General features: G+C 64.5%; 16 protein-coding genes. 5 read left to right on the top strand and 11 right to left on the bottom strand.

Annotated elements, in window-relative coordinates; genetic code table 11:
* The first annotated feature begins 46 nt into the window (after positions 1–46).
* Positions 47–667, top strand: coding sequence for a TetR/AcrR family transcriptional regulator (locus tag AC1RBA_RS07205; protein ID WP_492417422.1), 621 nt, complete (start codon positions 47–49; stop codon positions 665–667).
* Here AC1RBA_RS07205 and AC1RBA_RS07200 read toward each other — a convergent pair whose 3' ends face one another.
* Positions 668–1,006 (bottom strand): MmcQ/YjbR family DNA-binding protein, encoded by a 339-nt coding sequence (locus AC1RBA_RS07200; RefSeq protein WP_046683867.1) that lies wholly within the window; start codon positions 1,004–1,006, stop codon positions 668–670.
* A 515-nt stretch (positions 1,007–1,521) separates the two neighbouring features.
* Here AC1RBA_RS07200 and AC1RBA_RS07195 point away from each other — a divergent pair.
* Positions 1,522–2,178 carry a CCXG family PEP-CTERM protein gene (locus tag AC1RBA_RS07195; RefSeq protein WP_070311446.1) on the top strand — a complete coding sequence of 219 codons (657 nt, stop codon included), beginning with the start codon at positions 1,522–1,524 and terminating at the stop codon, positions 2,176–2,178.
* 94 nt (positions 2,179–2,272) lie between these two features.
* On the opposite strand, the gene AC1RBA_RS07190 is transcribed toward AC1RBA_RS07195, so the two are convergent.
* The 6 genes from AC1RBA_RS07190 to AC1RBA_RS07165 all read right to left on the bottom strand — a co-directional run bounded on the left by AC1RBA_RS07190 (position 2,273) and on the right by AC1RBA_RS07165 (position 9,109).
* A complete protein-coding gene (locus AC1RBA_RS07190; RefSeq protein ID WP_492417420.1) occupies positions 2,273–3,253 on the bottom strand; it encodes an FHA domain-containing protein in 981 nt (326 codons plus the stop codon).
* Positions 3,250–4,647, bottom strand: coding sequence for a S1 family peptidase (locus tag AC1RBA_RS07185; RefSeq protein WP_492417418.1), 1,398 nt, complete (start codon positions 4,645–4,647; stop codon positions 3,250–3,252). The genes AC1RBA_RS07190 and AC1RBA_RS07185 overlap by 4 nt, the downstream gene beginning before the upstream one ends.
* A gap of 72 nt (positions 4,648–4,719) precedes the next feature.
* Positions 4,720–5,373: a GTP cyclohydrolase II gene (gene ribA / locus AC1RBA_RS07180; RefSeq protein ID WP_070224093.1), complete on the bottom strand. Its 654-nt coding sequence runs from the start codon at positions 5,371–5,373 to the stop codon at positions 4,720–4,722.
* A 220-nt stretch (positions 5,374–5,593) separates the two neighbouring features.
* Positions 5,594–7,837, bottom strand: coding sequence for a PhoX family protein (locus tag AC1RBA_RS07175; protein WP_492417416.1), 2,244 nt, complete (start codon positions 7,835–7,837; stop codon positions 5,594–5,596).
* Positions 7,838–7,993: 156 nt separating this feature from the next.
* Positions 7,994–8,380: a DoxX family protein gene (locus AC1RBA_RS07170; protein WP_492417414.1), complete on the bottom strand. Its 387-nt coding sequence runs from the start codon at positions 8,378–8,380 to the stop codon at positions 7,994–7,996.
* A 27-nt stretch (positions 8,381–8,407) separates the two neighbouring features.
* A complete protein-coding gene (locus AC1RBA_RS07165) occupies positions 8,408–9,109 on the bottom strand; it encodes a pirin family protein (RefSeq protein WP_070311375.1) in 702 nt (233 codons plus the stop codon).
* Between the two features lie 166 nt (positions 9,110–9,275).
* Between AC1RBA_RS07165 and AC1RBA_RS07160 the strand changes: the two genes are divergently transcribed.
* Together AC1RBA_RS07160 and AC1RBA_RS07155 are read left to right on the top strand one after the other, a co-directional pair.
* Positions 9,276–10,202, top strand: coding sequence for a LysR family transcriptional regulator (locus AC1RBA_RS07160; RefSeq protein ID WP_070224088.1), 927 nt, complete (start codon positions 9,276–9,278; stop codon positions 10,200–10,202).
* A gap of 154 nt (positions 10,203–10,356) precedes the next feature.
* Positions 10,357–12,513: a putative bifunctional diguanylate cyclase/phosphodiesterase gene (locus AC1RBA_RS07155; RefSeq protein WP_070288739.1), complete on the top strand. Its 2,157-nt coding sequence runs from the start codon at positions 10,357–10,359 to the stop codon at positions 12,511–12,513.
* An 11-nt stretch (positions 12,514–12,524) separates the two neighbouring features.
* Here the strand turns inward: AC1RBA_RS07155 and AC1RBA_RS07150 are convergent, their stop codons facing one another.
* Positions 12,525–13,058, bottom strand: a complete 534-nt coding sequence (locus AC1RBA_RS07150; RefSeq protein ID WP_070224084.1) for a DUF4256 domain-containing protein — start codon at positions 13,056–13,058, stop codon at positions 12,525–12,527.
* A gap of 64 nt (positions 13,059–13,122) precedes the next feature.
* Positions 13,123–14,043: a LysR family transcriptional regulator gene (locus AC1RBA_RS07145; RefSeq protein ID WP_492417412.1), complete on the bottom strand. Its 921-nt coding sequence runs from the start codon at positions 14,041–14,043 to the stop codon at positions 13,123–13,125.
* Positions 14,044–14,129: 86 nt separating this feature from the next.
* On the opposite strand from AC1RBA_RS07145, the gene AC1RBA_RS07140 reads away from it, so the two are divergent.
* On the top strand, positions 14,130–15,353 hold the full coding sequence (locus AC1RBA_RS07140) for an MFS transporter (RefSeq protein WP_492417410.1): 1,224 nt from the start codon (positions 14,130–14,132) through the stop codon (positions 15,351–15,353).
* Between the two features lie 12 nt (positions 15,354–15,365).
* Here AC1RBA_RS07140 and AC1RBA_RS07135 read toward each other — a convergent pair whose 3' ends face one another.
* Positions 15,366–16,046, bottom strand: coding sequence for a hypothetical protein (locus AC1RBA_RS07135; protein WP_492403178.1), 681 nt, complete (start codon positions 16,044–16,046; stop codon positions 15,366–15,368).
* Positions 16,047–16,051: 5 nt separating this feature from the next.
* Positions 16,052–16,831, bottom strand: a complete 780-nt coding sequence (locus AC1RBA_RS07130; RefSeq protein WP_492417408.1) for a MipA/OmpV family protein — start codon at positions 16,829–16,831, stop codon at positions 16,052–16,054.
* Between the last annotated feature and the right edge of the window lie 7 nt (positions 16,832–16,838).

Here is a 16,838-nt window from a genome sequence, read left to right as displayed (position 1 = left end):
ATCAGGGCAGGCAGACAGTGTTGTCAATAATTTTTTACCGAACGGTATGAAACAAGATAAAAAAAAGGAAGTCGTCAAGGCGAAAACGGGGCGGCCACGCACGTTCGACGCGGACGAGGCGCTCGATTGCGCCATGAAAGTGTTCTGGGAAAAGGGCTATGAGGGCAGTTCCTTGCCGGAATTGACGAAGGCCATGGGCATGAACCGGCCCAGCCTGTATGCCGTCTTCGGCAACAAGGAGCAATTGTTCCACAAGGCGCTCGAGCGCTACAGCGACACGCGCATGCGGTTTTTCGATGCGGCACTGGAACAGCCGACGGCGCGCCAGGTGGTGGAAGCCCTGCTGACGCAGTATGTCGACGCGCAAACCATGCCGGACGGCCCGCACGGCTGCATGGGCGTCAATGCGGCGCTGGCCTGCAGCGACGACGCCTTGCCGATCCGCGATGAATTGTTCGCGCGCCGGCTGCGCGGTGAAATCAAATTGCGCGACCGCTTGCGGCGTGCCAAGGAGGAGGGGGATTTGCCGCCCGATTCCTGCCCGGAGCAGCAGGCGCGCTTTGTCGTGACCTTGTCGCAGGGCATGGCCATCCAGGCGGCCGCCGGTGTCTCGCGCGAGCAATTGCAGCAAATGGTGGGTTTGCTGCTGCGCAATTGGCCGATGTAGCTATCCCGTCGGGGCGATGGTTTTGGCCAGGTCGCTCGGTGCCTTGCGCCGCCAGGCGGCTGTCAGGGCGGCGGCCAGCATGTCCAGCTCCGCGTCCGCCAGGCATACCGTGATGCCGGCCAGCCGTTCGCCCCACCAGAGTTTCTCGCAGCCCGATGGCGTGATGACGGTGGCGATATGCGCCGCTTCCGCATCGAGCAGCACGTTGATGTGCTCGTCATCGGGCAGGGTGGCAAAGATCTTCCCGCCCACGCGGAAGGCTGGACGGTCGTGGTGTTCTTCCTCGCTCGTGTCGGGAAACGACAGTGCCAGATAGCGTAGTTCTTCCAGGTCGACCATTCCTCTTTCCCCCTCATCGGACAGATAGCAGCGTGACTACATTTTGCCATGCTGTTTCGCCCCGTGGTGCAGCGGCATGCGAAAAGAAATGCGCGCGATGCGACACTGACGGCCTGATCTGTGGTGCCGCCGCGACATGCCGCGCGCCGCAGATGGCCGTCGCGCCAGAGTGGAAGCTGGCGCTTTTCTGCCGCTGGGCAGGTGATTGTCAGAAAAATATCTTTCATGGTCAAAAGAAAAATACTTTTCTTCTGGGGAATTTACGCTAGAATAGCTCCATCGTCTTACCTGACCCGTCAATTGTCTGGCCTTGTCCCGGGAACCCGAACCCTTTCCAGGACGCTTGCAGTGCCGCCATGGCACGCCGCAAGTCCGCATTGTCACGCGGAAGTTCACGCCCCCGACCGCTCATCCTTGCAATTCCTGGCGCTATGCCGACACGCCTCAATGCAGCGTGTATTCAGCTCCAGTGCCCCTTGCTGCGCCCACTGAATACTTACTTACTGGATACCATCATGAAAAACTTGCCTAAAATCGCCCTGTCCCTGATCGTTGTCGGTGCGTTTGCCCACGCGAACGCCAGCACCATCACCGTGTCCACCGGCTATTCGAACGCTGGCGCGCAAAGCTCCGCCGCCGCCTATGAATCCGCAGTGAACGCCGCCGTGGCCACGCCAGGCGCCGGCTATGGCTCGACGACGATTGCCAGCTACGATAACGTCAACAACAGCGGCTTGTTCGGCAGCGGCTCGAACATCGCTTTCAAATCCGTCATCAACTTTGGCGTCAGCGCGGCCGATGCGGGCGCCTGGAGCTTCCGCAGCGGCGTTGACTTCGGCAAGGGCGGCGCCCTGTTCCTGGACGGCGTGGCGCTGGACTTCAAGAGCAATGACATGTGGTGGGCAGGCAACTACAACAATGGCAGCCAGTTCCTCAGCGGTTCGAGCGCCTTGTCGGCCGGTAACCATACCCTGAGCATTTATGGCCTGGAAGGTTGCTGCGATGGCGGCCAGCAAGCGCAGTTCAAGGCGGGCAACAGCAATTTCGTCAGCTTCGGCGCCAACGATGGCTTGATCTCGGCCGTCCCTGAGCCAACCACCTACGCCATGCTGCTGGTCGGCCTGGGCTTGCTGGGCTTTACGGCGCGCCGCAAGCAGGAAGCCAAGTTCTAAACAGCGATACGCTGCGCGCCTCGCGGCGCACTTAAAAAAAGCCCGCCGGTCTGTCAGGACTCGGCGGGCTTTTTGCCTGGCGGCGCTTGCATCGTCAATCGCCGCTGTCTTCGTCTTCGTCGGCGCCCTTGGCCGCCTTGCCCCGTTCGGCGTCGACGGCGCGCTGCAGGCTGGCCGCGTCGCGGAAGAAGGCATCCGTCGTGTGATTCGGGCTCAGGCGCAAGGCCGGCGGGTAGATCGCCGACATGTACGCCTCGTCGGCCAGGCGGCCGCTGATCTGCAGGTTGCTCAGCAAAATCAGGGTCGAGCCAAGGATGGCCAGCACGACGGCGACGAGGCCGAAGCGGCGCGGATGCTGGGGCTTGATCGTGCACAAATGGTAGTAGATCATGGCGCAGACGATGACGATGAACACATGCCGTCCGTAGCGCGTCAGCGCTTCCAGCGAGAACGCATACGCCGCCACCTTGCTGCCCAGTTCCCACACTTCCATGGCCAGCAAGCCGCAACCGATGATGAACAGGTGGCGGCCGAAGCGCGCCACATGGCCGAACAGACGGTTCGCCACGGCCCAGATCGACGACCACACGAGGCCGCCGGCCAGCGCGGTGGCGATGATCATCAGGTAGGAAATCGGATCGAAGGCATCGGCATCGCTGAGCCAGTTGCTGAAGGCGGCCGAAGCGCCGATCATGGCCAGGCCGGCGACGGCCGGGCGCAAGCCTTCCCAGTCATGCCTGGTCGTGTCGCCCAGTTCGGGCGCCACCGGATGGTCGCTGGCGCGCACGCGCAGGCGCGTGTGGCCCAGGCGCACGATGCTGTTGCCGTTCAGGGCCACTTGCGCTTGACGCTGTCCCCGGTGGATCACGCCGTTATGGCTGCCCAAGTCGCGCAGCAGCAGGCCGCCTGCGCCATCGTCCTCGACAATGGCGTGCTCGGCCGCCGTATGCGGATCGTCGAGGATGAAGTCGTTGTCATAGCCGCGGCCGATGCGGATCGGCAGGGACTCCATCCGCTGGCGCCGCTGCACTTCGCCATTCTCGGCGAGGATTTCAAGGTAATAGGGCGGCTTCATGGCTTGCGGCTGCTTTCCCGCGACAGCGCTTCGAGGAAGGTGCGCGTGACGCGCATGCCGTTGGCGTAGGACACGCCGCGCGCGTCGATGCGGCTTTGCAGGCTCATCAGTGGCTCATCGGTGCTGGCGGCCAGCAGGGCAAAGTCGTACAGGCCCGTAAACTTGCGGTAGGCGCGCACGCACAGCACGGCGCGCAGGGGCAGGGTCTTGTTCTTGACGAACTGTTCGGTGCAATGGGGGCCTGTCAGGTGCGCGCTCTTGTAGCTGCCGAAACTTTCATTCTTGAACGAGGCGCTGGCCAGCTCGGAAAAGCGCAGCGGGCCCAGTTCGCTGCTGCGCAGGAATTCGTGGCGCATCGACACCTGCCCCGTCTGCAGGGCGCCGGAAATGAAGATGGCCGACTCCATGGCGCAACTGGTGTTGTCGAGCAAATAAGGCTTGTCGGACTTGACGTTGGAGCGCCCCCAGCAGCGCATCTGGTCGGACTCGCGCACGGGCACGCGGTACGGGCCCATGGCTTTCAAGCTCAACCGCGTGTCGAGCAGGCGCGCCAGCATGACGTCCTGGTGCGCCAGCAGTTGCGCCGTCACCAGCGGCTTGAAGTCTTTCGGCGGCTTGCCTTGCTGCGCGACCTTGGCCAGCAATTGCTGGGCATAGCGGGCCGGCACGAGAAAACTGACGAGTTCGCCGTCGAGGCGTTTCGACACGTTCACGCCCGCGACGTCGCCATTCGCAGTGACGCTGGGGCCGCCGCTCATGCCGGAATTGATCGGTCCCGTAAACATCAGCTGGTCGTAGAAGCTGCGCGTGACGACGCCGTTGTACGAGCCTTCCGAAATGGCGAAACCCAGGTCCAGCGGGTTGCCCATCGAGTACAGGTACTGGCCCTGCGTCAGGGGTGCCAGCGCTTCCGGCATCTTGAAAAAGCCCGTGCCATGGCGGTTCACGCGCAGCACGGCCAGGTCGTGCAGCACGTCGACGGCCAGCAATTCCACATTGCCCCGCTGGCCGCTCGTGTCGACCCATTCGCCCACATAGGTGTCCGGGTCGAGGGCGAATTGCGACACGACGTGATAGTTGCTCACCACCAAGTCGCCCGTGCCGATCAAAAAGCCCGAGCCGACGGACGATTGCGTGCGGCCGTTTTTCAGCAGCACGCGCACTTGCAGGATGTCGGCGCGCGCGGCCGTGTACAGTTTTTGCGCGGCCGACGAGGGCGGCGGCAGGGCCGCATGTTCGGTGGCGGCAGGCGCGGCGGTGGCCGGCGGCGGCTTGGCGGGGGGAGTCGAAGCGGCGGTGGCCGCGGCTGGCGCCGGCGCCGGGGCCGGGGCCGCGTGGGCGCCTGCGCCAGCGCACAGGCTGGCCAGCAAGCAGGCGTAGTCAGAGAATTTCATGCATCCTTTGTGCGTGAGCAGGAGCGAAACGGGGGGCGCGCTGCCGCGCCGGCGCGGCAAGCCGGTTGGCAATTACAGGGCGCCGTCTTCCAGCGCCGGCGCCGTTTCCGGCGTCATCATGTGGCCCAGTTTGCTTTGCTTGGTATTCAGGTAGTGCTGGTTGAACGCATTGCGGTTGACCAGCAGCGGCACCCGTTCGGCCACCGTGATGCCCAGCGCTTCCATGGCCGCGATCTTGCGCGGATTGTTCGTCATCAAACGCAGGCTGTGGATGCCGAATTGCGCAAACATGGGTTTGCACAAGGTGTAGTTGCGCGCGTCAGCCTTGAAGCCCAGCTGTTCATTCGCCTGCACCGTGTCGGCGCCTGCTTCTTGCAGGCGGTAGGCGCGGATTTTATTGATCAGGCCAATGCCGCGCCCTTCCTGGCGCAGGTACAGCAAGATGCCGCGGCCTTCCTCGGCGATGCGTTTCAAGGCACCCTCGAGCTGGGCACCGCAGTCGCAGCGCTGCGAAAACAGCACGTCGCCCGTCAGGCACTCGGAATGCACGCGCGCCAGCACCGGTTCGCCGTTGCCGATATCGCCCAGCACCATGGCCAGGTGTTCCTTGCCCGTGGCGTGCTCGACAAAGGCGTGCAGGGTGAACTGGGCCCACGGCGTCGGCAGTGCGCAGGAAGTCGTGTAATCCAATTCGCCTGTCGCCAGGAGGTCTGCGCCGCTTTGCATGGTTGTGCTCATATAAGTAATTGTCAAAAATAAAAGGCGCGCGACACCACTCCGGTGCCGGCGCGCCTTGCCATCATACCAAAAAGCAGGGAAACGTTTTCCCTGGCTGCCATTCGGTCGTTGCAATGTCTGGTGATGAACCTTACTTAGGGGCACTTCCTCCTTTTACAAGGTCGATGGCGGGCTATGCCTGGCGGATGCCGCCGCCAGGCACGTCACATCAACTGCCGATGCGGCCGCCGTCGTTCTTGGTAATCACGATGGTGGCCGAGCGGGGGCGCTTGCCGGCGCCGTAACCGGCGTTGGCCGGCCATTGGCTCGTGTACTTGGACGGATCGCCGATGTTGGCCAGCGCGGTGTTTTCGCCCGGATGCTGGATATTGATGAACATGGTCTTGCCGTCGGGCGTTTCGCTGATGCCCGTGATTTCCGAGCCGACCGGCCCCACCAGGAAGCGCTTGAGCGTGTCGGCCGTGGGTTTCTTGCCGATGAAGGTGTCGACCGCCAGGTTGCCGCCGGCCGCCGTGGCGTAGTTCAGGGTGGACTTGGCGCCGTCGCCCACTTTGCCGGGAATGGCCGCGAGCATCATGCAGTTGGTCACGTCCGTGTACGCGCCATCGTCCGTCTGGATCCAGCAGATGCCCGTGTAGGGGCTGAAGGCCAGGCCGTCCGGGCTCGAGAAATCCTGGTCGGCCGTCAGGTTCGACAGGTTGATCTTGCTGGCGTCGGCGCCGCTCTCGGCGCCAAACAGGTAGACATCCCACGTAAAGCTGGTGGCCGCGGCCGCGCCCGTGCCTTCCTTGAAGCGGATGATGTGGCCGTTCGGATTGCCGTTCTGCGCGCTGCTGCCCTTCATGTCCGTGTAGGCGCGCGGGTTGGCGCTGTCGGGCGCCAGCTGCGACGAGCCGCTCGGATTGACGGTGCGGTTCGAGTTGTTGGTCAGCGTGTAATAGATCTCGCCATTGGCCGGGTTGACCGAGCACCATTCCGGACGGTCCATCTTCGTCGCGCCCACGGCGTCGGCCGCCAGGCGGGCATTGACCAGCACGTCGGCCAGGTCGGCGAACTTGTAGGCGCCGTACGCCTGGATCTGCGCGTTCGACAGGGACAACTCGATCCACTGGCCCGTGCCGTCGGCGGCCAGCTTGGCCACGTACAGCTTGCCCGAATCGAGGTATTTGTCGCCGGTGGCGATACGGTCCGCAGGCGTCGCATCCGCGGCGGCCCAGACGGCCGTCGTGACGAATTTGTAGATGTATTCGTTGCGCGAATCGTCGCCCATGTAGACGGCCAGCTGCTGGCCCACGGTTGGCACGCTGAAGGCGGCGCTTTCGTGCGCGTAGCGGCCCAGCGCCGTGCGCTTGCGGATCGCCTTGGTCTTGTCGTACGGGTCCATCTCGACGATGTAGCCCATGCCGTTCAATTCATTGCGGTAATCGTCGCTGCCGTCGGCTGATGCGCCGATCTTGCTCAGGTTCCAGCGCGCGTATTTGTCGTCGCTGCCGCCCGTTTCCCAGCCGTGGCGCGAGGCGCCGCCCTGGCTGCGGCCATAGCGGTTCAGCGACACCACGGACTTGTCGCCGCGCGCCGCGTTGTCGGTGGCCGAGCGCGTGAAGTAGCCGGCCCAGTTTTCTTCGCCGGAGAGGTAGCTGCCCCATGGCGACTTGCCCGTGCCGCAGTTGTTGATGGTGCCGCGCGTCTTGGTGCCGGTCGGCGAATACTTGGTCACCACGAGGGCGTTGCCGCGCACGGGGCCGGCAAGCTCGATGTCCGTCAGCGGCGTGACGCGGCGGTTGAAGGCGGAATCGTTGACGGTGGCCCAGGCGCTGCCCGTCTTTTTGACTTCCACCACGCTCAGGCCGTGGACGGCCACTTCCTTGTCGACTTCGGCGGCGGGGCGCGGCAGCGTGGTGGTGCCGCCATTCACGTGCAGGAAGTGCGAGGACAGTTTTTCGTCCGTGGTCGCTTCGTGGTTCATCGCCAGCAAGCCCCGTTCGGCGCCGGAGGCCAGCGGCGCGCCGGCGGCGGACAGGCCGTAGTATTCCATGCCGTCGTGGTGGTCGCCGGCGCGGTTGTCGAAATCGGTATCGCTGCCGTCATTCTTGTAGGCTGGCGTGGCCGCGCGCAGCGAGTCGCCCAGCGCATACAGCGCGGTGGCCGTGTAGCCGGCCGGCACCGACACGACGTCGGCCAGGCTTTTCGGCACGGCCGTGAAGGCCAGCAGTTTTTCGGGTGCCGGCGTTGGCGTCGGTGTGACGGCCGCCGCATCGCTGCCGCCGCCACAGGCGGACAGACCCATCGAACCCATGACGGCGGTAGCGGCCGTGACGGCGCTGCCGCGCAGCCAGTTGCGGCGGCTCAGGCGGGCGTTCAGGATGCTGTTGAAATGGTTGTCGTGGGACGCGTTGCTGTCGATGTCGTTCAGATCGGTGGCGCGGATGGCCAGATCGTTGGGCTTGTTCATGGGCTGCGATGTCCTGTGGTTGCGTGATTTAAAGGCAACCGCATGATAGTCAGCGTATGTGACAGCGCCATGTCAGCTTGATGACAAAACGATGACAGGCTGCCGGCCGGACCGGACGCGTCGATGACGGGTCCGTCCGGTCAGGCAGCCTTGGCCTCACTTGGCCTGGCGAAAGCCGCGCTCCACCAGCAAGAGCATGCCGCCGAAGATGGACAGGTTCTTCAGGAAATTCGTCAGCTGGTCCTGGAAGTGGGCCGCATCGGCGCTCCAGAAGGCGTGGAAGATCACGGTGGTCGGAATCAGGAACAGCGCCAGGGCCAGCGCCGCCCAGCGCGCCTGCCACCCCGTGATCAGCAGCAGGCCGCCGCCCACTTCCAGGGCGATCACGCCCACCAGCAAGATATTGGCGATCGGCAAGCCCTGGCTGGCCATGTAGCCGGCCACCCCCGCAAAGCCGCCGATTTTCAGCAGGCCCGAGACAAAGAACAGCACGCCAAGGGCGGCACGGCCGAGGGGCAGCAATACGTTGGTTCTGTTTTCCATGATTTTCTCTTTCTTTGTATTTATCAATTATTTCGGTAAATCGAAGACCAGAAACTCTGCGTCCTCTGCTTGCGTGAGGATCACGGCCGCTTCCTGCGTCAGTTTCAGCGCATCGCCCGCTTTCAAGGGCGTGCCGTTGACGACCAGGCTGCCGCGGATCAGGTGCACGTAGGCGAGGCGGCCTTCTTCCAGCGCATGTTCGGCTTGCTCGCCTTCCTGCAGGATGCTGGCGTAGATGGCCGCATCCTGGTGGATCAGCACGGAACCCTGGCGGCCGTCGGACGAGGCGATCAAGCGCAGCTTGCCCCGTTTGCTTTCCGGCGTGAAGTGTTTCTCTTCATAGCTGGGGGGAATGCCCGTCACGTTCGGCTGGATCCAGATCTGCAGGAAGTGCAAGCCATCCGTGTTTGAATGGTTGAACTCGCTGTGGCGCACGCCGCTGCCGGCGCTCATGCGCTGCACATCGCCGTAGTGCAGCACGGAACCGGTGCCCATGCTGTCCTTGTGCTCGAGCGCGCCGTCGAGCACATACGAAATGATTTCCATGTCGCGGTGGCCGTGCGTGCCGAAACCCTGGCCTGGCGTGACCCGGTCTTCATTGATCACCAGAAGGGGGCCAAAGCCCATGTGCAGCGGATCGTGGTAGCTGCCGAAGGAAAAGCTGTGGTGGGAATTGAGCCAGCCGTGGTTGGCGGCGCCGCGTTCTTCGCTATGACGAATCTGTAACATGGTGAACTCCGTTTCTAAAGGTTAATGTGCGATAATTTCGAAGGACCGTTGCCTGGCGCTATGCCTTGGCTTCTCTCTGCCCTTCGCTGTACGATGAACAAAGTATAGGCGCCTCAGAAGAGAAAGAAAAACGGAAAATCTTGCGACCTATGATCGAAAAAATCGAATGTTAAGACTGAGCCTGGAAGCGCTGCAAATCGTCGACGCCATCGACCGCCGTGGATCGTTCTCGTCGGCCGGCAAGGAGTTGCATAAAGTCCCGTCCACCATTTCCTATACGGTGGCCAAGCTCGAGGACGACCTGGGCGTGCAGGTGTTCCAGCGCAATGGCCCGAAAGTCATGTTGACGGCGGCTGGCCAGGAATTGCTGAAAGAGGGCAGGTATTTGCTGAAGGCGGCGCAGGACCTCGAACACCGCGTGCGCAGGGTGGCGTCCGGCTGGGAAACGGAATTGTCCATCGGCATCGATTCCATGTTTTCCGCCGTGGCCCTGGCCGACGACGTGCGCGCCTTTTACGACGTGGCGCAGCAGACGCGCTTGCGCCTGTCGCAAGACACCCTGTCGGGTACCTGGGAGGCGTTGCTGGACCGGCGCGCCGATTTGCTGGTGGGCGCGCCAGGCGACGGGCCGGCGGGCGGCGGCTATATCGCGCAGCCGATCGGCATGCTCGACTTCGTCTTTACCGTGGCGCCCACGCATCCGCTGGCGCAGGTGGCCGAACCCTTGTCGCGCGGCCATTTGCAGCAGCACCGGGCCGTGGTGGTGGCCGATTCGGCGCGCCAGATGGCGCCGCGCACGGTGGGGCTGCTGCTGGGGCAAGATGCCTTGAGCGTGCCGAACATGCAGGTCAAGTTCGATTACCAGGTGCTGGGGCTGGGCTTTGGCTTCCTGCCGGGGCCGTGCGCGCGCGCCGCCATCGCGCGTGGCTTGCTGGTGGAAAAGGCCGTGGAAGAGCCGAAACCGTCGGAAACGTTTTACCTGGCCTGGAGAGTGGGCGAGGATGGCGCCGCGCTGCGCTGGTGGATGGCGCGCATGCGCGAACCTGATGTGTTTGCTCGCCTGGCGCAACATCTGCCCGGCCATTCGGCGTAGGCCTTAAAATGTTGACATACGCCAACACTTTTAAGTTACCATATTCACAGTATTTCCCGCCCGACCTCCACGCCCCACAGTGGGATTTTGATGATTACACACACCGCAGCGCCCCTGATACCTTCCCCTGACCTGGTCCAAGAGTGGGGTTGCCATGCTTGAGGCGAAGGTCGCGCTGTGCCTGCGCCTGGCCCAGGATGCCCGTGAACAGGCGGGCCCGCAGCAGGCCGCCACCCTGGCGCGGCTGGAGGAAGAGCTGGAGCGGCTGCGCGGCGCCAGCCGGCCCGTGGTGCGCGTGGCGCCCCCCGACGCCTTGCTGGAAATCGATCCCGACGGCTTTTTGATCGGCTGGAACCATGGCGCCGAACAGATGTTCGGCTATTCCGAACTGGAAGCCCTGGGCCAGCACATCCTGTTTTTGTATCCGGAAGACGACGCGGAAGCGAGCGTGCTGGAACTGCATTTCACGCAGGGCGACGTGGCCACCGATGTGCGCCGGCGCAAGAAGTCGGGCATGGTGACATGGCTGCGCATGCACCGCCATGTGATCCACGACCAGGCGGGCAAGGGCTGCGGCATGGCCGTGCGCCTGTCGGCCATGAGCGAGCCGCTGTCCGACGTGGACAAGGTCCGGTTGCACGCCCGCATCATCGAAGACAGCGAGCAAGCCGTGCTGATCACGGATGCGGAAGAGCGCATCGTCTCGATCAACAGCTCGTTTTCCCGCATCACCGGCTATTCGCCGGCCGAAGCCATCGGCCGCACGCCGGACTTGCTGCGCTCGGGCGTGCACGATCCGGATTTCCGCGCCAAGGTGCGCGCCGCCATGCGCGGTCACGGCTCCTGGCGCGGCGAAATCATCGGCAAGCGCAAGAATGGCGAACTGTTCCCGCAAGACGTCACCATCAGCGTCGTGCGCGACGAATTCGGCGAAATCAGCCATGTATTTTCCCTGTTTTCCGATATCTCGGTGCACAAGGATGCCGAGGCGCGCATGCAGCGCATGGCCAACTACGACAGCCTGACGGGCTTGCCCAACCGCTGCCTGCTGAACCAGCTGGTCGACCAGGGTCTGGCCGAAGCGAAACGGCAAGGCACGCATGGCGCGCTGATGGTCATCGACATCAGCCGCATCGGTTCCATCAGCGACACGCTGGGCCATGAAGTGGGCGACCAGCTGGTGATCGCCATCGGCCAGCTGTTCCGCGGCGCCCTGCGCGACGCGGACATCCTGGCCCGCGTCGACAACAGCAAATTCGTCGTGGCCCTGCTGCACATCGAAAAGCGCGAACACGCGGCCAACGTGGCGCAAAAGCTGCTCAACCTGCTCGAGGCGCCGATCAATATCGACGCGCACGCGCTGCACGTGGGCGCCAGCATCGGCATCACCGTGTATCCGGAAGACGGCCTGGAAGCGCCGGCCCTGTTCCGCTTTGCCGACGTGGCCGTGGCCAAGGCGGGGCAGACCATCGAATCGACCTTCCTGTTCTACCGCGAAGACATGAACCGCAGGGCCAAGGAGCATCTGCGCCTGGAAAGCGAAATGCGGCTGGCGCTCGGCGACAAGGAGCTGGAATTGCATTACCAGCCGAAAGTGAGCCTGGCCAGCGGACGCATCGTAGGCGCGGAAGCCTTGCTGCGCTGGAAGCATCCGATGCGCGGCATGGTTTCGCCCGGCGTCTTCATCCCCGTCGCCGAGGAAACCAGTCTGATTCTGGAGCTGGGCACCTGGGTGCTGGACGAGGCGTGCCGCCAGATCCGCAGCTGGGAAGACCGTGGCCTGCACATGCCGGCCATCGCCGTCAACCTGTCGGCGCGCCAGTTCGATGAACAGTTGCCGGCGCGCATAGCGGCCGTACTCGAGCGCTACCAGGTGCGGCCCGACCAGATCATGCTGGAAATCACGGAAAGCCTGCTGATGCGCGGCGCCGACAAGGTCATCGGCATCATGAACCAGCTGGTGGCCATGGGACTGGCGCTGGCGCTGGACGACTTCGGCACCGGCTATTCCAGCCTCGCCTACCTGAAGAAATTCCCCATCAGCACATTGAAAATCGACCGCTCCTTCGTCATCGGCTTGCCCTTCGAGGAAAACGATTGCGCCATCGCCCGCGCCATCGTCACCATGGCGCAGCAGCTGCGCCAGGAAATCGTCGCCGAAGGGGTGGAAACGGCCGAGCAGATGCGCTTCCTGCGCGAACTCGGCTGCGACCAGCTGCAAGGCTATCTGTTCAGCCCGGCCGTGCCGGCGGCCGAATTCGAGCTGATGCTCGATGAAGGCCGGCAATTGCGCCTGGAAGAGGCGGTCTGAACCGGCGTCGCTCAGACGCGCAGCAGTCCGCGAAAGCCCCGGCTCGCATAATACGATTCGGCGCCGTTGTGATAGACGAAGACCTGGTCATAGCGGCGGTCGCCAAACAGGGCGCCGCCCAACGCCCGGATGCTGTCCGGCGTGGCGATCCAGCTCGAGGTCTTGCGGTCGAACGGTTCCAGCTCTTGCAGCTGCCGGTACTGCGCCTGCGTCAGCAAGGCGATGCCCATCGCCTGCGCCATGGCGAGCGCGCTGCCGGCCGGCTTGTTGGCCTTGCGCGCAGCCAGGGCCGCCGCGTCGAAACACAGGCTGCGCCGGCCGATCGGGCTTTCTGTTGAGCAATCGCAAAACGTGACGGCGTCCGTCTCGCCGGCGTGCCCGATGACGTCCGGTTCGCCGCCCGTGTCTTCCATTTTCTGCAATGCCACCAGGCTGGCGGGAGCGGCGTTCAAGCGCGCCAGCACCTTGTCCCAGGTCCATCCCGGATGGCGGTGCATGTGCCGGCTGAAGCGGGTTTGCAAGGTGCGGATCAAGTCATCATGCATGGCGCGGCTCCCTGGAAGTTCAGCGATATGGCCGATTATAAGACGCGATGCCGGCGGGCGGCGCTCATCCCAGCTGCACTTTTTCCAGCAGATAATCGAGCATCACGCGCACCCTGGCCGGCACTTGCAGGCCCGGTCCCACGAAGACGGCGTGCACGAGTTCCTTGTCGCCGGGATTGTAGTCCTGCAGCACTGGCATGAGTCGGCCTTGCTCGATGTCGCGCTGCACGTGCTGGCGCGAAAAGCGCCCGAGACCCATGCCCGCCAGCACCAGCTGGCGCATGCTTTCGCCATCGCTGACGCAGGTATTGCCCTGCGGCGCCACCTGCAAGGTGCCGCCGCTCCCGTCGAGGAAGGGCCACGTTTCGTTCTGGCAGCGGAAGTTGAAGGCCAATAAATTGTGTTCAGATAATTCCTGCGGCGTGCGCGGCAGGCCGTGGCGCGCCACGTAGGCTGGCGAGGCGACGACGACCATCGTGTCTTCGCCCAGTTTGCGCGCCACCAGGTTCGATGCCTTCAGCGTGCCCGTGCGGATGGCGATGTCGGTGCGGTCTTCCAGCAGGTCGACGATGGCGTCGCTGACGACGACGTCGAGCACGATGTCGGGATAGCGCTGCGCGAACTCGGGCAGGATGGGCAGCAGGTGGCGCACGCCGAACGGCACGAAACAGTTGATGCGCAGGCGTCCGCGCGGCGCGGCGCCCTGCGATGCTTCGCGCTCGGCGCCATCGATATCGTCGAGGATGCGCTTGCACTGCACGAAGAAGGCGTCGCCCTCGGGCGTCGTATGCAGCTGGCGTGTGCTGCGCTGGAGCAAACGGGCGCCGAGCCGCGCTTCCAGGCGATTGACGAGCTTGCTGACGGCCGACGGCGTCAGGGCCAGGCGGCGCGCGGCGGCGGAAAAGGCACCCGTTTCCACCACGGCCACGAACACGGCCATCTCGAACGCGCGGTTGATGTCTTGCCTGGCCATTATTGAATCCATTTCACAGGTGTTTCCATTATTAGAGTCTATATCAAAAGTATTTATCTCGATACACTGGCCCGCTTGAACTATTTTTTGGAGCCATCATGACCACCGCACACCCTGTTTCCCCTTCAGCCAGCACCATGCCGCCCGGCGTGCTGGCGCTGGCCGTCGGCGCCTTTGCCATCGGCGTGACCGAATTCATCGTCGTCGGCATCTTGCCCGCCATTGCAAAAGATTTGCACATTTCCATCGAATCGGCCGGCTCGCTGGTGAGCCTGTACGCGCTGGCGCTGGCCATCGGCACGCCGCTGCTGGTGCTGCTGATGTCGCGTTTGCCGCGCAAGGCGGCCTTGCTGGGGCTGATGAGCGTGTTCCTGGCCGGTAATTTGCTGGCCGCCTTTTCCCACACGTTCGAATTGTTGCTGGCGGGACGGGTCATCACGGCCGTGGCGCACGGCACCTTTTTTGCCATCGGCGCCACCGTGGCCGCCAGCCTGGTGAACAAGGCGCAGGCGGGCAGGGCGATTTCCGTGATGTTTGCGGGACTGACGCTGGCCATGGTGATCGGCGTGCCGTTCGGCAGCTTCCTCGGCAACCTGATGGGCTGGCGCTTGCCCTTCTTTGCCGTGGTGGTGTTGGCTGCGCTGGGTTTGGGCGCCATGGCGCGCTGGCTGCCGGCCGGTTTGCAGCAGGGCAAGGGCGGCAAGGCCATGACGCAGCTGGCGGCCCTCGGCAGCGGCCCCATCCTGACGATGATGGCGGTCACCACCTTCGGCTTCGGCAGCAGCTTTGCTGCGTTCACGTTTATTACGCCCATCCTGACGGATGTGACGGGCTTTTCCGCCACCATGGCCAGCGCCCTGCTGATCGTGTTCGGCGTCGCCACCTTTGCCGGCAACCTGGCGGGCGGCTACCTGACGAGCCACCTGGGCTGGCAAAACGCCCTGCGATCGATGCTGCTGTTGCTGGCCGCCACGCAAGTGGGCGTGGCGCTGGCCATCACGTCCCAGTGGCTGATGACGGTGATGCTGTTCGTCTGGGGCGTGTTCGCCTTCGGCCTGTCGCCGGCCCTGCAGGCGGGCATGCTGGCCACGGCCGAGCGCTACACGCCGCAAGCCGTCGATTTTGCCTCGGGCCTGAATATTTCCGCGTTCAACCTCGGCATTTCCTTCGGTTCCATGCTCGGTGCGCTGATGGTGTCGCGCCAGTTGATGGCGTCGTCGCCATGGGCCGGGGTGGCGGCTGCCTTGCTGGCCCTGTTGCCGCTGGCGTGGCTGGCGCGCAGGAACCGGGCCGCCCACGTGGCGGGGGCGGCCGCGCACTGAGCGCGGTCCGCCTTATTCCAGCAGGGCGGCGATCGCCAGCGGCGTGCCGCCGGTGAGTACCTGGCCCCCGTCCGGATGCGCATGGAAACGGAAGGCGTAGACGCGAAAGCCGCTGGCGGCGTCGCCGGGAAAGGCGGGGCCGTCCTGCGCCGCCAGCGGGAACGCCGCGCCATCTCCGCCCTGATAGCGCACTTGCGCCGCATCCGTCCTCGCATACGCAAACTGCACGCCGGCGCAGCGCTTGCCGCCAGCGCTGCCGGCGTAGCGCGTATAGGCGAGGAATTGTTCGCAGGCGGCGCGCAGGTCGGCCGCCGCATACACGCCATCGGGCCGCGTGACGATGGAGACCCAGGCGCTTGACGAGATCTGCCCCGGCTTGCGGTTCCAGGTCAGCTCCGCGTTGTCGTCATAGGCAGCCTTGGAAAACGGGAAAACGGCGCGCCCCAAAGCATCGAGCGGCAGCGCCAGCTGCGCGTCCTTGCCGTGCAAGGTCAGGCGCAAGCCATCCGTGGACACGCTGGCGTCGCGCGGACGCAAGCGCAGATGCTGCTGCAGCAATTGCTTGGGCTTGCCGTACTTCTCGAACCAGATCATGTGGCGGTAGGCGTCGCGATACGCGATCCAGTCGCCGCCTTCCTGGGCGCCTGCGAACGCGGGCAGCAATGCCAGGCCGAGAAGCAGGGATGTGCGCATGCCGCTTAAAACCGGTAACCGAGGCCGGTGGACCAGCTGATGACGTTGCGCCGTTCGATGACGGGACTGCCGGCCGGCCCGCTGCCCAGCCGCGTGCCCGTGACGGCGCTGTTGAGCAGCCACTTGCTGCTCAGCGCCCAGTTCCAGTTGACGCCTGCCTCGATGGCGGTGACGCCGCCGGCCGGGCGGTAGTCGCGCGCGCCGCCGGCAGCAACGCTGACGGCGTAGCGCTCCTCCATCACGGCGCCGCTGGCCAGCGACACGCCGGCCGACAGGGTCACCGTATGATGGGCCGCCAGCGAGGGCAGGGTCTTTTGCACGGCGAGCTGCGCGCGCCAGCCGTGCGCGCTCGTGTCGTACACCAGGTTCGACGTGACGCGCATCTGCTCGCCCAGGTAATAGCCATAAAAGCCGCCCACGTCGGGCGAGCCCTTGATGCTCCGCGTGCCGCGCAGGCGCCAGCCATCTTCCGGATCGCGCGCATTGCTGGCGGCCAGCAGCGGGCCGTATTCAATGCCCGGCGTGGCCGACAGGTGCATGCCCGCCACGCCGCTGGCCGAGACGAACACGCCATTGCTCCACTGGACCTGCAGCAGCGGCCGCAGGACGGCGGCGCGCGGCGCGCCATCGTCCGTCGCGGAGCTGCCCGTGACGGCCGCGCCCACGTACATGTCCCGGCTCCCGTCGGGCATCATCTGCGCGCCGGCGCCGCCGGCCAGCAGCAGCGCCGGCAGCAACAGCCGGGGAGAAAACCGGGGAGAAAAACGGGGAGCGAACTTGTGCATGCCATCC

The organism is Janthinobacterium sp. GW823-FHT03B06, from assembly GCF_058796955.1.
Note: the sequence above shows the minus strand (reverse complement) of the source record. Positions and strands in the feature narration are given on the sequence as shown.